This window comes from Pseudomonas putida, from assembly GCF_002025705.1.
In the GTDB taxonomy this organism is placed as follows: domain Bacteria; phylum Pseudomonadota; class Gammaproteobacteria; order Pseudomonadales; family Pseudomonadaceae; genus Aquipseudomonas; species Aquipseudomonas putida_J.
On record NZ_CP018846.1, the window covers coordinates 4,885,590 to 4,900,115 of the forward strand.

A 14,526-nucleotide genomic window follows, 5' to 3' on the forward strand; every position below is an offset into this window, starting at 1 on the left:
ACAAGACCATGCGTGTGCTGATCATCGAAGACGAAGAAAAAACCGCCGACTACCTGCATCGCGGCCTGACCGAGCAAGGCTTCACCGTCGACCTGGCGCGGGACGGCATCGACGGCCTGCACCTGGCCCTGGAAGGCGATTATGCGGTGATCGTGCTCGATGTAATGCTGCCGGGCCTGGACGGCTACGGCGTGCTGCGTGCACTGCGTGCGCGCAAGCAGACGCCGGTGATCATGCTCACCGCCCGCGAGCGCGTCGAAGACCGCATCCACGGCCTGCGCGAAGGCGCCGACGATTACCTGGGCAAACCCTTCTCGTTCCTCGAACTGGTCGCCCGGCTGCAGGCCCTGACCCGCCGCACCAGCAGCCACGAGCCGTTGCAGATCCAGGTCGGCGACCTGTGGATCGACCTCATGGCGCGCAAGGCCAGCCGCGCCGGCCAGCGCCTGGAGCTGACCGCCAAGGAATTCTCGCTGCTCAGCGTGCTGGCTCGGCGCCAGGGCGAAATCCTCTCCAAGACCGCCATCGCCGAGCTGGTCTGGGACATCAACTTCGACAGCGACGCCAATGTCGTCGAAGTGGCCATCAAGCGCCTACGCGCCAAGCTCGACGGGCCGTTCGACAACAAGTTGCTGCACACCATCCGAGGCATGGGCTATGTCCTGGAAAACCGTGCCGCTTAATTCCATCGCCCTGCGCCTGTCGACGCTGTTCATCCTGGTGGCGCTGGGGGTGTTCGTGCTGATCGGTTCGGCGCTGTATCGCCAAGTCGACCGCAGCCTCGACCTGCTGCCGGCAGCGGAACTGGATGCGCGCTTCAGCGTGCTCGAGTCCACCCTCAACCGCTTCGGCACACCTGAGCACTGGGCCAAGATCAACAACAAGCTCAACCTGCTCAGCGAGGAAGACAAGCGCATCCGTTTCTGGGTGGTCAGCAGCAACCCGGCCTACGAATACGGCCACCCCAGCGAACTGGTCCGCGCTTTTGGCGAAGGCCCGCAAGGCATGCGCGACCTGCGCCTGCCTGACCGCCTCTACCCCTACAAGGTGCTGGTCAGCGAACTGCCGGCTCTGGGCGAGCGCCCGCCGCTGCGCTTTTTGATCGGCATCGATACCGAAACCTTCTGGCAAGCCCAGCACAGCTTGCTGGTGGCCATTGTCGGCCTGGCTGTGCTCGGAGTGCTGCTGGCTTCGATTCTGGGTTACTGGGTAGCGCGCATTGGCCTGCGGCCGCTGCTGGCGCTGTCCGTCGAGGCCCAGGCGCTGGCGCCGCCACGCCTGGACGGGCGCCTGCAGACAGCGGACCTGGCGCCGGAACTGGCGCAGTTCGCCGGTGCATTCAACGCCGCGCTGGACCGGGTCAGCCAGGCCTATTCACGGCTGGAAGCGTTCAATGCCGACGTCGCCCACGAACTGCGCTCGCCATTGACCAACCTGATCGGCCAGACCCAGGTCGCCCTCACCCGTGGGCGCAGCGCCGAGCATTACTTCGAAGTGCTGCAATCGAACCTCGAAGAGCTGGAGCGCCTGCGCAGCATCATCAACGACATGCTGTTCCTCGCCAGCGCCGACCAGGGCAGCAAAGCCACCGCCCTGACCCAGGCCTCTCTGGCCGAAGAGGTGGCCACCACCCTCGATTACCTGGACTACATCCTCGAAGACGCCCAGGTCAGCGTCACCGTCAGTGGTGATGCCCAGGCGCCCATCGAAAAGGCCCAGTTGCGCAGGGCCTTGATCAACCTGCTGAACAACGCCGTGCAGCACACGGCGCCGAACCAGGTGATCGAGGTGCAGATCGAGGCTGGGCCGGAACAGGTCTGCATTGCCGTAAGCAACCCAGGGCCGGCCATCGAGGATGCGCACCTGCCGCTGTTGTTCGAGCGTTTCTACCGGGTGGATGCGGCACGCAGCAACAGTGGTGGCGGCAACCATGGGTTGGGCCTGGCGATCGTCAAGGCGATCGCGCTGATGCATGGCGGTGAGGTTTTTGTGCGCAGCGCGGCCGGCGCCAATACCTTTGGTATGCGTTTGCCCATTCTGAAGCCTGCATAGTCCCTTCGGTGGCAACAACCAGAAAAGCTTGCGCAATCCCTGTGGGAGCGGCCTTGTGTCGCGAAAGGGCCGCGAAGCGGCCCCGACGATCTACGCAATGTCGCGAATCCCGAGGCCGCTTCGCGCCCTTTTCGCGACACAAGGCCGCTCCCACAGTGGACTGCGCAAGCTGTCTACTACGGGGGTTTCCGGCCAAAGTCTAATTGCCTTTTCAGCGATCATTACTTTTTGCGCAACAGTGCTTATCGCTAAAGACGCTGTTTCCGCGGCACTTTAACGACTAACTTTGCCCCCGTCCTCATAGCACTTGCACCGCAAGAAGGTAGATTTAAACATGTCCAACAGTATGGGTATTGCCAGCGTTTTCGTTCTGTCGTCCCTGTTGTTGTCGCCCCTGGCCATGGCCGAAGAATCCCCGGCTTTCGTAGCCCGCACTGCAGAACTTGCCGCTGTTCACCAGGACTCCCGCGAAGCCCTGGCACACAAGGCCGACGCCGGCAAAGACGCAGAACAGACAGCTTCGAAAGTTTCCAGCGACGCCAATGCCGATAGCTGATCGCGCGCCGCACCTGCTCCAGTTTTCCCTTGGCTACGCCATGGGCACCGTTGGTGCCGATATGTTAGCCTTTTAAAGCCGCTGCCAATCAGCGGCTTTTTTTATGTGCTCTAACTATCAGCCCCGCCGTAACGTACACCTATAAAAAGACGCACATTCAAAAATAAAAACTGCCCCACCGTCAGACCAAAGGAGCTAACACCGGTGCCTTCCGCGTTTCGTTTTACCCCGCTGTTCATTGCGTTGACTGCAACGATCCCTTTCGCCGCCCAGGCAGATGAAGACAAGGCTGATGGCTTCATCGAAGGTTCGTCCTTCAACCTGCACTTTCGTAATGCCTACTTCAACCGCGACAACCACAACGCCGGCGTGCGCGACACCCGCGAGTGGGGCCAGGGCGCGGTCGCCCGTTTCGAGTCCGGCTACACACCGGGCGTAGTCGGCTTCGGCCTCGACGCCCACGCCATGCTGGGCCTGAAGCTCGACGGCGGTGGCGGCCATGCCGGCACCAGCATCCTGCCCGAGCACATCAAGGACAACGGTGAACTGGGGGCCGCCCCGCACTCGTTCTCCACCGCTGGTGCAGCGGTCAAGCTCAAGGCATTCGACACCGAATTGAAAGCCGGTGACCTGTTCATCACCAACCCGGTGATCGCCGGCGGCGAAACCCGCATGCTGCCGCAGACCTTCCGTGGTGTGAGCCTGACCAACCACAGCGTCGACGGCCTGCTGCTCGAAGGCGGCCAGGTCAGCTTCACCCACCCGTACAACCAGAGCGGCCACCGTCGTATCGACACCTACTACGGCGACATGGACGGCCAGACCAGCAAGCACCTGAACTGGGCCGGCGTGTCGTGGAGCGGCACCGAGAACATCACCACCAACCTGTACGCGGCCGAGCTGAAGGACGTCTGGAACCAGTACTACGCTGACTTCGACTACACCTACGTGGTCAACGACCTGGTCAGCCTCAACCCGGGCGTGCACTTCTATCACACCCAGGACACCGGCCAGTCGCTGCTGGGCAAGATCGACAACAACACCTACAGCGTGCACTTCACGGTCAACGCCGGTTACCACAGCGTCACCGCCGCCTACCAGCGGGTCAACGGCAACACGCCGTTCGACTACATCAACCTGGGTGACAGCGTTTACCTGGACAACTCGCGCATGTACTCGGACTTCAACGCCCCGAACGAGCGTTCTTGGAAGCTGCAGTACGACTACAACTTTGCCGGTGTCGGCATCCCGGGCCTGAGCACTTCGCTGTCGTATTCGCGCGGTGAAGCGGACCTGACCAAGGCCACCCAGGACACCACCCACTACGACTACTACCGCGCCGATGGCAAGAACGCCATGCACTGGGAGCGGGACCTGGACGTGAAGTATGTGTTCCAGGAAGGCGACCTGAAGGATCTGGCGGTACAGCTGCGCTATGCCACCCACCGTGGCAGCCAGGGTTATGCATCGATCGACAGCAACAGCGACAACGATGAAGTGCGGGTGATCGTCGATTACCCACTGAACATCTTCTGATCTGAGACCGCTGGCGAGGGCTTCGCCCTCGTTTCGCGACACAAGGCCGCTCCTGCAGGGATCCCGTAGGAGCGGCCTTTTGTCGCGATTGGGCTGCAAAGCAGCCCCCTTACGCATTTCCGTCGGACAAATGTTGTCCGACAATCCACGCTTCCCTAGAATGTCGCCCGCCGCAAATGGCCCTGCCTCAGCAGTAGCGCGCATGCCCACTCGATCTTCGCGTTTCGCAGTCTACAGGTCGCACCCCGAGCTGATCCTCAACCTGGGCAGCTGCCTTGCCGTGCTCGCCATCGTGGCCATCGTCAGCTACCTGCTGGCCCGCGAGCGCGACAGTGTCGAGCAATCGGCCATCCGCTCCGCGAACAACATCGTCCAGCTGATCGAAAGCGACATCCTGCGCAATGTCGAACTCTACGACCAGTCGTTGAAAGGCCTGATCTGGGCAGTCAGCCGCAAGGAGCTGCCAGAGATCTCCGGCCCATTGCGCCAGCGCCTGCTGTTCAATGAAGCCTTTGTCGACCGCAAGCGCGGAGATGTGCTGTGGCTGGACAAGCAGGGCAATGTGGTCGGCGACTCCAACAACCCCGTGCCGCGCAAGGCCAACTTTGGCGATACCGGCGTTTTCCAGGCTCACCTGCATGACCCGAACCTCGGTTTGCTGGTGGGCCCGCCTTTCAAGGCCAAGCTGGGCGACATGGACTGGTGCATCAGTTTCAGCCGGCGCATCAACGGCCCGCAGGGCGAATTTGCCGGGCTGGCCGCCGGCGCCCTGCGCCTGTCGTATTTCAGTGAGTTGTTCCGCCGCCTGGATATCGGCGCTGAAAGCAGTATCAACCTCTTCAATACCAGCGGGCAGCTCCTCGCACGGGAACCTGCACGCCCACAGGATCCGGCAATCGGCACCTATTACGGCGAACGCCCCAACTTCAAGCGCATCCTCAGCGAGCACAGCGGCAGCTTCACCGCGCGCTCTGGCAGCGCCCCTTCCCAGCGCATGTACACCTTCGCCCGGGTCGCCGACCTGCCACTGATCGTGCTGGTGGTGCATTCCGCCGACGAGGTGTTCCAGTCATGGCGGCGCACAGCGATTCTGGTCAGCGTCGCCACGGGGGTGTTGTGTATCGGGATTCTCTGGCTGACCCTGCTGCTGGGCCGGGAGTTGCGCCGCCGCCACGAAGCTGAACAGGGCCTGGCGACCCTTGCCGCGACCGACAGCCTGACCGGCCTGGCCAACCGCCGCCGCTTGGACCAGGTGCTGCGGCTGGAATGGTCACGCGCCCAACGTAACCGCCAACCGTTGGCGGTGCTGATGGTGGATGTGGACCATTTCAAGGCCTTCAACCAGCGCCATGGACACGCCGGTGGCGACCACGCCTTGCGCGAGGTGGCCAGCACGCTGGAGCTGTGCATCCGCCGCCCGGCGGACCTCGCAGCACGCTATGGCGGTGAAGAGTTTCAGGTGATCTTGCCGGAAACGGAACTAAGCGGCGCGCTGTTGCTCGCCGAGCGTATTCGCGCCCAGGTCGAGGCCCTCGCGCCATTCGCAGACGATGCCCACTCGGTCACGGTGAGCATTGGTGTCAGCGTCTACATCCCCGGCACCCAGCAAGACCTTGCACAGGTCTTGGGCGCCGCGGATGAGGCGCTCTACCGGGCCAAGGCCAATGGCCGTAACCGGGTAGAGGGGCCAACCGACTAGGAACGGGCGCGGGCGGCGTTGCGCAGTGCCTTCACCTGGTCGTGGTTACGTTGCACGCCCTGCAATTGTTTCTCGACCAGGGCATAGCTCGGATCGCTGGCCATACGGCCCAGCTTGACCAGTTTCTCGCGTGCTTCCTTGTAGGCCTTGAGGGCATGATCTTCGCCGCGCTCCACCTCATTGAGCACCGCTTCTTCATCCTTGCCGGTGACCATCGACTTGAGGTTTACCCAGCCACGGTGCAGGTCACCGCTGATGCTGGTGGACGTTTCCGGGTCACCGCCCAGGCGGCGCACTTCGCTTTGCAACTCGCTGGCGGCGTTGGCGCATTCGCCGGCACGCTGTACGAAAAACGCCTTCAGTTCGGGGTTTTTCACGTCATCGGCCGAGGCTTTGAAGCCTTTTTCGCCATCCTTGCTGTACTCGACCAGGTCGTTAAGCACATCGATCACGTCTTTGTTGGGATTGCTCATGGCACAAACTCCTTGGCAGGTGGTAGTCATGTATACCGGAGCAGCCTTCATGCCAAGCCACGTGATTAAATTAAATCCTTTAAAAACAATTAGTTACGCCATCCACAGCAAAGCTGGATAACGGCGTTATGCATGATTGCCGCTTGGGGGCTCGTGCAGATTGCAGTATGGTCGGCGCTCATTCACTGCCCAGGCTTCGTCGATGAAACCGGAAATGCTCGAACTGCTGGTGACCCGCACCATGCCCTTTGGCAAATACCAGGGGCGGATCATTGCCGACCTGCCGGGCGATTACCTGGCCTGGTTCGCCCGCAAGGGGTTTCCGGCGGGTGAGCTGGGGGGGTTGCTGGCGTTGATGCACGAGGTCGACCATAACGGCCTGGGCGACCTGTTGGTGCCATTGCGGCAAAAACATCGGCGTTAGCCTGTACTGGCCTCTTCGCGGCTAAAGCCGCTCCTACAGGGACCGCGCTATCCCTGTAGGAGCGGCTTTAGCCGCGAAAGGGCCAGCAATACCAACAGAAGGCTTCAACCCTTCACTGGCGCAACGGCCAACTCCACCCGCTCGCTCTTCTTGATCACGGCATACACCACCGCCGTCACCAGGCTGCCCGCCACAATCGCCAACAGATAAAGCAGTGCATGGTTGATCGCATTGGGGATCAACAAAACGAACAGCCCGCCATGGGGCGCCATCAGCTTGCAGCCGAAGTACATAGACAGCGCGCCGGTCAAGGCGCCACCGGCAATGCTCGCCGGGATCACCCGCAGTGGGTCTTTCGCCGCGAACGGGATGGCCCCTTCGGAGATGAAGCACAACCCCAGCGCCAGCGCCGCCTTGCCCGCTTCACGCTCGCTTTGGGCAAACTTGCGCCGGGCCAGGAAGGTGGCGATGCCCAGGCCGATCGGCGGCACCATGCCGGCGGCCATGGTCGCCGCCATGGGCGCATAGCTGGAAGATGCCAGCAGCCCCACCGAGAAGGCATAGGCCGCCTTGTTGATAGGCCCGCCGAGGTCGACACACATCATCCCGCCCAACAGCAGCCCGAGCAGGATGGCGTTGGTGGTGCCCATGCTGTCGAGGAAATGCGTCAGCCCTTCGAGCATTGCCGCCACCGGCTGGCCGACCACGTAGATCATCACCAGGCCGGTGAACAGGCTGGCCAGCAGCGGGATGATCAGGATCGGCTTGAGCGCATCCAGGCTGCTTGGCAAGCGTGCCCAGCGGGCGATGGCCTTGGCGCTGTAGCCGGCGAGGAAACCGGCGACGATACCGCCGATGAAGCCGGCACCCAAGGTGCTGGCCAGCAGGCCACCGATCATCCCCGGCGCCAGGCCCGGGCGGTCGGCGATGGACCACGCGATGTACCCCGCGAGCAGCGGCACCATCAGCTTGAACGCAGCCTCGCCGCCGATCTGCATCAGTGCGGCCGGCAAGGTGCCAGGCTGCTTGTAGGCCTCGATGCCGAAGACGAACGACAGGGCGATCAGCAAGCCGCCGGCCACCACCATTGGCAGCATGAACGAAACACCGGTCAGCAAATGCTTGTAGACGCCAGCCTTTTCAGCCTTGGTGGGCGTTGCAGAGGCAGCGTCCGCAGCACTTTCGACCTTGGCCTCGGCCAGGGCCTTCTCCAGGGTCACGCGTGCCTGCTTGAGGGCGATACCGGTACCACAACGGTAGATACGCTTGCCGGCAAAGCGTGCTGTCGGCACCTCGATGTCAGCAGCCAGCAGCACCACATCGGCATCGGCAATGGCCTGGGCCGACAGCGGATTGCGTGCACCAACCGAACCTTGGGTCTCGACGGTGAGCTGGTAGCCCAGCTGCTGCGCCGCCTGTTGCAAGGCTTCGGCAGCCATGAAGGTATGCGCCACGCCGGTCGGGCAGGCGGTGACCGCAACAATGCGTACAGCGGTTGAAGGCGCCGCACTGGTCGCTTGCACAGCCAGCACTTCGGCCTTGCCCTGCGCCTCGTCGAGGAAGCCCTCACGGTCCGCCAAGGCCTGCGCCGGGGTGCTCTGGTACAAGCGCTTGCCGGCGAAACGGGCAAGGTCCACCGGGCCGGTGCTGACCACCAGAATCCAGTCGGCCTCGGCGATCTGCGCAGGGGTCAGCTGGCGCTCGGGATGCTCGGCATCCTGCACTTCGACACTGGTGCTCCAGCCGCGGCGCTGGGCGGCAGCCGCCAGCAGGCGGGCACTGAGCACGCTGGACACCTGGCCGTTGGGGCAGGCGGTGACAATGGCGATGTTCATCGGCAACCCTCTTGTTGTTCTATCAGTTGCACGGCGGCTTCCAGTTGCGCGAGCTGCTCGCGGTCACAAATGCCGAAGCCGACCTGAGTCACGGCCTGTGCAGCGATGGCCGTGGCGCGGCGCAAGGTCTGTTGCGGGCATTCCGCTGCCAGCAGGCCATGGACCATGCCGGCGACCAGCGAATCACCGGCACCCACGGTGCTGGCAACCCGCACTTGCGGCGGCCGCGCCTGCAGCGCCAGCCCGGCAGCAAACCAACTGACGCCTTGCTCGCCCGCCGAAACCACCACATGTTCGATACCGCCGGCCAGCAGTTGCTCGGCAGCGGCGCGCTGCTCGGCGGCGGTCTGCACGGCCAGGCCCAGCACTTCTCCTAGCTCTTCGGTATTGGGTTTGACCAGCCAGGGGGCACTCTGCAAGCCAGCACGCAACGCGTCCCCACTGCTGTCGAGGGCCACTTTCAGCCCCTGCGCCCGCAACTGTTCGAGCAACTGGCGGAACCATTCGGGGCTGACCCCACGCGGCAGGCTGCCGGCCACGACCACCGCGTCGTGCCCGGGCGCCACCTGCGCCAGGCGCTGCAGCAGTTCGGCGCGCGCGGCGTCGTCGACCTCCGGCCCCAGGCCGTTCACATCGGTCACCCGGCCATCAGCCTCGACCAGCTTGAGGTTGCTGCGGGTTTCACCGGCCACGCGCACGAAGCAGTCGGCAAAACCGCGTCGGGCGATCAGCGCCTCGAACGGCTGCAGGTTGTCGCGGCCGAGAAAGCCCCCGACAGTTACGCTATGACCCAGATCGGCCAGCACTTGGGCCACGTTCAGGCCTTTGCCCGCTGCGTGACTCTGCTGGTCGTGGGCACGGTTGACGTGCCCTGGGCGCAAGGCGTCGAGGCTGACGGTGATGTCCAGCGCCGGGTTCAGGGTCAGGGTCAGGATCTTGGCCATTCAGTAACGCTCCACCAGCGCGCGAACCGCCGCGGCGCTGTCCTGTTGCAAGGCCTCGCGCGCCAGGGCGCGGGCCGTTTGGTGATCTGCCTGGCGCACCAGGGCTTTGACTTCGGCAATGCTGCGGGCGGCCACGCTCAGCTCGTCCACATCCAGGCCCAGCAGCACGGCCACCGCCTGCGGGTCGGCGGCCAGTTCGCCACAGACGCCGACCCATTTGCCCTCGGCGTGGGCCGCGCGCACGGTCATGTCGATCAGGCTCAGCACCGCCGGGTGCAAGCCGTCGGCCTGGGCAGACAAGCTCGGGTGGCCACGGTCGATGGCCAGGGTGTACTGGGTCAGGTCGTTGGTGCCGATGCTGAAGAAGTCCACTTCACGGGCCAGCTGCGGCGCCAGCAATGCAGCGGACGGCACTTCCACCATGATCCCGACCTGCAGGTCGGCGACCGGGATTTCCTGGCGCAGGCGCTCGACCATGGCGCGCGCCTCACGCCACTCGTGAATCTGCCCGACCATGGGGAACATGATGCGCAGGGGCCGCTGATCGGCGGCCCGCAGCAAGGCACGCAACTGCTCTTCCATGATCTGTGGGCGTTGCAGGGTCAGGCGCACACCGCGCACGCCGAGGAACGGGTTTTCCTCGGCGGCGATCGGCCAGTACGGCAACGGCTTGTCGCCGCCCACATCGAGGGTGCGCACGACCAGTGGCCTGCCACCGAGGCCGTCGAGCACACGGCGGTACTCCGCTTCCTGGGTGGCCACGTCAGGTGCCTGCGAATGGGCCATGAAGATCAGCTCGGTGCGCAGCAGGCCAACCCCTTCGGCGCCCTGCTCCACCACCTTGTCGATACCGCTGCTCTCGCCAATGTTGGCGAAGACTTCTACGGCATGACCATCGCGGGTCACTGCCGGCTCATGGCGCCTGGCCCAGGCAGCTTGAAGGCGTTTTTCGCGCTGGTCGCGCTCGGCCAGCGCGCGTTGTAATTCATCAGCCGGTGGTGCAACGCTGACCACGCCGCGCTGGCCGTCGAGCAGCAGCGGCGTGCCGGAATCGAGCAGCAGAATCGCCGCGCCCGCACCAACCACGGCCGGGATGCCCAATGCACGGGCGACGATCGCACTGTGCGCCGTGGCACCGCCGTGGGCCGTGACGATGCCAGCGACACGGGCCGGGTCCAGGCGGGCGACATCGGAGGGGCCAACCTCGCCCATGACCAACACGTAGGGTTGCTCCGGTTCGGCCTGGGCCGCCACGCCGCACAACTGGGCCAACACCCGGCGGCCAATGTCGCGCAGGTCGGCAGCGCGCTCGGCCAGCAGGGCATCGTGCAGCGCTTCCTGCTGGCGGGCAGCCGCTTCGATCACCGCCATCCACGCCGCCGCCGCACTTTCGCCGTGGGCCAGGCGTGCCTCGACATCGTCGCTCAAGGCCGGGTCGGCGAGCATTTCCTGGTGGGTGACGAAGATCTCGCCAATCGACTTGTCGCTGCGCTGTACCAGCGCCTGCAATTCGCCATGCACGGCCGCCAGCGCGTCACGCAGCTTCAGGCGCTCCTTGGCCGGCGACTCACCGCGCAGCGGGTAATCGATATCACGCTCGGCGCAAACATGCGCCGGCCCGCTGGCAATACCCGGGGATGCACTGACGCCCTGGACCCGGCTGCCCGCAGCGGGCACCTGGAGTGCCGTGGCCGCGTTGGCAGCACTGGCTGTGGCAGTTTGCACCAGCGGCACGACCTCTTCGCCCAGGCCTTGTTCGATGGCTGCCAGCAGTACGGGCAAGGCATCGCCGGCAATCGCCGGTTCAGCACTCAGCTCAAGTTCCTGGCCATGCCGGGCGCCGAGGCTCAGCAGCTTGCTCAGGCTCTTGATCGACACCGCTGGCTGCGCACTGTCGAGCACGCGCACACGGATTTCACCCTCGAAGCCCTTGGCCAGTTGCGCCAAAACCTTCGCCGGGCGGGCGTGCAGGCCATGCGGGTTGGCCAGCACGATCCGCGCACTGGGCCAGTCAGCCGGTGCCTCACCGCCCAGCACCTCAAGTACCGCACGGCTGCTGGTGGCCTGGTAGAGCGTTTGCCCGCGGCCTTCGATCAGCACTTCGCACAGGCGCTCGAGCAGCGCCTGGTGGGCGGCCCCCAGGCTGGCCAGGCAGAACAGACCATTGAGCGGCTGGTCGTGATAACGCAGTGGCTGCTGCGGAGTAATGAAGGCCAGGCCAGGCTGTCGCACCTGGCGCTCGCTGTGCAGCCACCACAGGCCCTCGCCCAACGGCAGTGGTTCGGCCTGTTGCAGCACGGCAGCGAAGCCGCTGTCGACACAACCGGCGCGCTGCAGCAGGCGGGCGCCGCGCCAGGCCAGCTCATCAAAATCGTCAGCAGGCAGGTTCAGGCCAACCAACTGCGCGTCCAGCGCCAGTTCCTGTGGCGCGCCTTGCAGCAGCTTGAGCAACGCCTCGGCAGAGCTGGCCCGGCGCAATGCCTCGGCCAGGTCGGTCTCGCCGAGCGCGCGGGTCAGCAACTGCAGCAGGCGCAAGTGTTCATCGGAACGGGCTGCGATGCCGATGGCCAGGTAGACCCTCTGCCCATCGCCCCAGTCCACACCTTCGGGGAACTGCAGCAGGCGCACGCCCGTGGCAAACACCAGTTCGCGGGTCTGCGGGGTGCCGTGAGGGATGGCGATGCCCTGGCCAAGGAACGTCGAGCCTTGCGCTTCGCGCGCCTGCAGGCCTTCGAGATAACCTTCGGCAACCAGGCCGTCGGCTACCAGCTGATCCGCCAACAGGCGCAATGCCTCGGCCTTGTCGGCGGCCTTCTGGCCCATGGCTATCTGCCCTATGGCGAGCTCGAGCATGACCTTCTCCTTTTGCAGCCCCAGCTTGGTTTTGATGCCGGGTACTGAGGTATTGTTGTGATATTCACAGAATCAGCCAGTTCGACAGCCTTGCACGGGCGGCAGTCGAGGCAGAAAAATTAATAGCTGAAACGTTTAATCTGACCAAGCGGCCACGTTACTCGATAATCTTCCGAGGAAAAAGCCCCATCCTGTCGGACAATTGCGACAATGGTCGCCTGCGCATCGCGGCCAACCCGGGTCAAACTACCCGGTCCTGGTTCCGTAGCCAGTCCCGGTAATAACAAGGAAAATTCGGTGAAACTCAGCGATATCGCCCGTCTGGCCGGTGTGTCAGTGACCACTGCCAGTTATGTCATCAACGGCAAGGCCGAACAGCAGCGCATCAGTAACAGCACTGTCGAGCGGGTGCGCGCGGTGGTCGAGGCCCATGACTTCACCCCCAACCCGCAAGCAGCCGGCCTGCGCAGCCGGCACACCCGTACCTTGGGTTTCATTCTCCCGGATCTGGAGAACCCCAGCTATGCCCGCATCGCCAAACAGCTCGAGCAGGGCGCGCGCGCCCGTGGCTACCAGCTGCTGATCGCCAGCAGCGACGACCAGCCCGACAGCGAGCGCCAGCTGCAGCAGCTGTTCCGCGCCCGCCGTTGCGATGCCCTGTTCGTCGCCAGCTGCCTGCCGCCTGAGGACGACAGCTATCGCGAGCTGCAGGACAAGGGCCTGCCAGTGATCGCCATCGACCGGCGCTTGAACCCGGCACACTTCTGTTCGGTGATCAGCGATGACCGCGATGCCAGCCGTCAGTTGGCCGACAGCCTGCTGGCTACAGCCCCGCGCAGCATCGCACTGATCGGTGCACGCCCGGAGCTGTCGGTAAGCCAGGCTCGCGCCGGCGGTTTCGACGAAGCCATGCAAGGCTTCGACGGCGTGGTCCGCCGCTATCAGGGCGAGTCCTTCAGCCGCGAATGCGGCCAACGCCTGATGCAGCAACTGATCGACGAACAGGGCGGCCTGCCGGATGCCCTGGTGACCACCTCCTATGTGCTGCTGCAAGGTGTGTTCGATACCTTGCAGGCGCGCCCGGCCGATTCGCGCCAGCTGCAGCTGGGCACCTTCGGCGACAACCAGTTGCTCGACTTCCTGCCATTGCCAGTCAATGCCATGGCCCAGCAGCACGGCCTGATCGCCGCCACCGCGCTGGAGCTGGCCCTGGCCGCGATCGAGGAAAAACGCTACGAGCCTGGCGTGCACGCCATTGGCCGCACGTTCAAGCAACGCATCACAGCGGCCTGATCATGCGCCTGATCGACACCCACACCCACCTGGACTTCCCCGATTTCGACGCCGACCGCCCGCGCCTGCTGGCCAACGCGGCGGCGCGCGGGGTGGAGCGCATGGTGGTGCTGGGGGTGTATCAGGCGAACTTCCAGCGGGTGTGGGACCTGGTCTGCAGCGACAGGCGCATCCATGCGGCGCTGGGGTTGCATCCGGTCTACCTGGAGCAGCATCGCCCCGAGCACCTGGTGCAATTGCGCGAGTGGCTCGAACGCCTGCGCAGTGACCCGAGGCTTTGTGGTGTAGGCGAATTCGGCCTGGACTACTTCGTCGAAACGCTGGACAAGCCGCGCCAGCAGGCACTGTTCGAAGCACAGTTGCAGATGGCGTGTGATTTCGAGCTGCCAGCCCTACTTCACGTGCGCCGCAGCCACGCCCAGGTGATTGCTACGCTCAAACGCTACAAGCCGGCACGCGCTGGGATCATCCATGCCTTCGCGGGCAGCTATGAAGAAGCCCGTGAGTACATCAAGCTCGGTTTCCGGCTTGGACTGGGCGGTGCCGGGACGTGGCCGCAGGCACTGCGATTGCGCAAGACCCTGCCGCGCTTGCCGCTGGAGAGCATCGTGCTGGAAACCGACTCGCCGGACATGGCGCCGGTGATGTTTGCCGGCGAGCGCAACAGCCCCGAGCATCTGCCCGAGATTGCTCAAGCGCTGGCAGACCTGATGGGGATCGAAGCCCTGCAGCTTGCTCAGGCGACCCACCGAAACGCCTGCGATCTGTTCGGCTGGTAGTAGTTAGATAGCCAGCTCCAGCTGGCGCGATGCGCTCCAATCACTCCTGCACCCACAGGCTCACAAGAGCCGTCGCTACAGG

At 64.3% G+C, this 14,526-nt stretch carries 12 protein-coding genes; 8 read left to right on the forward strand and 4 right to left on the reverse strand.

From position 1 onward, the window contains the following. Positions 1-8 precede the first annotated feature (8 nt). The 5 genes from BUQ73_RS22165 to BUQ73_RS22185 all read left to right on the forward strand — a co-directional run bounded on the left by BUQ73_RS22165 (position 9) and on the right by BUQ73_RS22185 (position 5,843). Complete coding sequence (locus tag BUQ73_RS22165; RefSeq protein ID WP_079229685.1) at positions 9-683, forward strand: heavy metal response regulator transcription factor; 675 nt, start codon at positions 9-11, stop codon at positions 681-683. Next, complete coding sequence (locus BUQ73_RS22170) at positions 658-2,052, forward strand: heavy metal sensor histidine kinase (protein WP_079229686.1); 1,395 nt, start codon at positions 658-660, stop codon at positions 2,050-2,052. The genes BUQ73_RS22165 and BUQ73_RS22170 overlap by 26 nt, the downstream gene beginning before the upstream one ends. 334 nt (positions 2,053-2,386) lie before the next feature. Next, positions 2,387-2,608 (forward strand): hypothetical protein, encoded by a 222-nt coding sequence (locus BUQ73_RS22175; RefSeq protein ID WP_060512429.1) that lies wholly within the window; start codon positions 2,387-2,389, stop codon positions 2,606-2,608. 204 nt (positions 2,609-2,812) lie between these two features. After that, positions 2,813-4,144, forward strand: a complete 1,332-nt coding sequence (locus tag BUQ73_RS22180; protein ID WP_079229687.1) for an OprD family porin — start codon at positions 2,813-2,815, stop codon at positions 4,142-4,144. A gap of 202 nt (positions 4,145-4,346) precedes the next feature. After that, the gene (locus BUQ73_RS22185) at positions 4,347-5,843 is read left to right on the forward strand and encodes a sensor domain-containing diguanylate cyclase (RefSeq protein ID WP_079229688.1); all 1,497 of its coding nucleotides are present in this window, start codon (positions 4,347-4,349) and stop codon (positions 5,841-5,843) included. On the opposite strand, the gene BUQ73_RS22190 is transcribed toward BUQ73_RS22185, so the two are convergent. Then, positions 5,840-6,316 (reverse strand): ferritin-like domain-containing protein, encoded by a 477-nt coding sequence (locus BUQ73_RS22190; protein ID WP_079229689.1) that lies wholly within the window; start codon positions 6,314-6,316, stop codon positions 5,840-5,842. The two genes, BUQ73_RS22185 and BUQ73_RS22190, sit on opposite strands and share 4 nt — an antisense overlap. 202 nt (positions 6,317-6,518) lie before the next feature. Between BUQ73_RS22190 and BUQ73_RS22195 the strand changes: the two genes are divergently transcribed. Then, positions 6,519-6,740, forward strand: a complete 222-nt coding sequence (locus BUQ73_RS22195) for a DUF3820 family protein (protein ID WP_079229690.1) — start codon at positions 6,519-6,521, stop codon at positions 6,738-6,740. Positions 6,741-6,844: 104 nt separating this feature from the next. On the opposite strand, the gene BUQ73_RS22200 is transcribed toward BUQ73_RS22195, so the two are convergent. Genes BUQ73_RS22200 through ptsP form a run of 3 tightly spaced genes read right to left on the reverse strand, consistent with a single transcriptional unit; the run spans position 6,845 to position 12,372 of the window. Further along, positions 6,845-8,575: a PTS fructose-like transporter subunit IIB gene (locus BUQ73_RS22200; protein WP_079229691.1), complete on the reverse strand. Its 1,731-nt coding sequence runs from the start codon at positions 8,573-8,575 to the stop codon at positions 6,845-6,847. After that, positions 8,572-9,519 carry a 1-phosphofructokinase gene (gene pfkB, locus BUQ73_RS22205; RefSeq protein WP_079229692.1) on the reverse strand — a complete coding sequence of 316 codons (948 nt, stop codon included), beginning with the start codon at positions 9,517-9,519 and terminating at the stop codon, positions 8,572-8,574. Before pfkB ends, BUQ73_RS22200 begins: the two co-directional genes overlap by 4 nt. Beyond that, on the reverse strand, positions 9,520-12,372 hold the full coding sequence (gene ptsP, locus BUQ73_RS22210; RefSeq protein WP_079229693.1) for a phosphoenolpyruvate--protein phosphotransferase: 2,853 nt from the start codon (positions 12,370-12,372) through the stop codon (positions 9,520-9,522). 297 nt (positions 12,373-12,669) lie between these two features. Between ptsP and cra the strand changes: the two genes are divergently transcribed. Together cra and BUQ73_RS22220 are read left to right on the forward strand one after the other, a co-directional pair. After that, positions 12,670-13,665: a catabolite repressor/activator gene (gene cra / locus BUQ73_RS22215; RefSeq protein ID WP_079229694.1), complete on the forward strand. Its 996-nt coding sequence runs from the start codon at positions 12,670-12,672 to the stop codon at positions 13,663-13,665. 2 nt (positions 13,666-13,667) lie between these two features. Then, positions 13,668-14,444 carry a TatD family hydrolase gene (locus BUQ73_RS22220; protein ID WP_079229695.1) on the forward strand — a complete coding sequence of 259 codons (777 nt, stop codon included), beginning with the start codon at positions 13,668-13,670 and terminating at the stop codon, positions 14,442-14,444. Positions 14,445-14,526 lie beyond the last annotated feature (82 nt).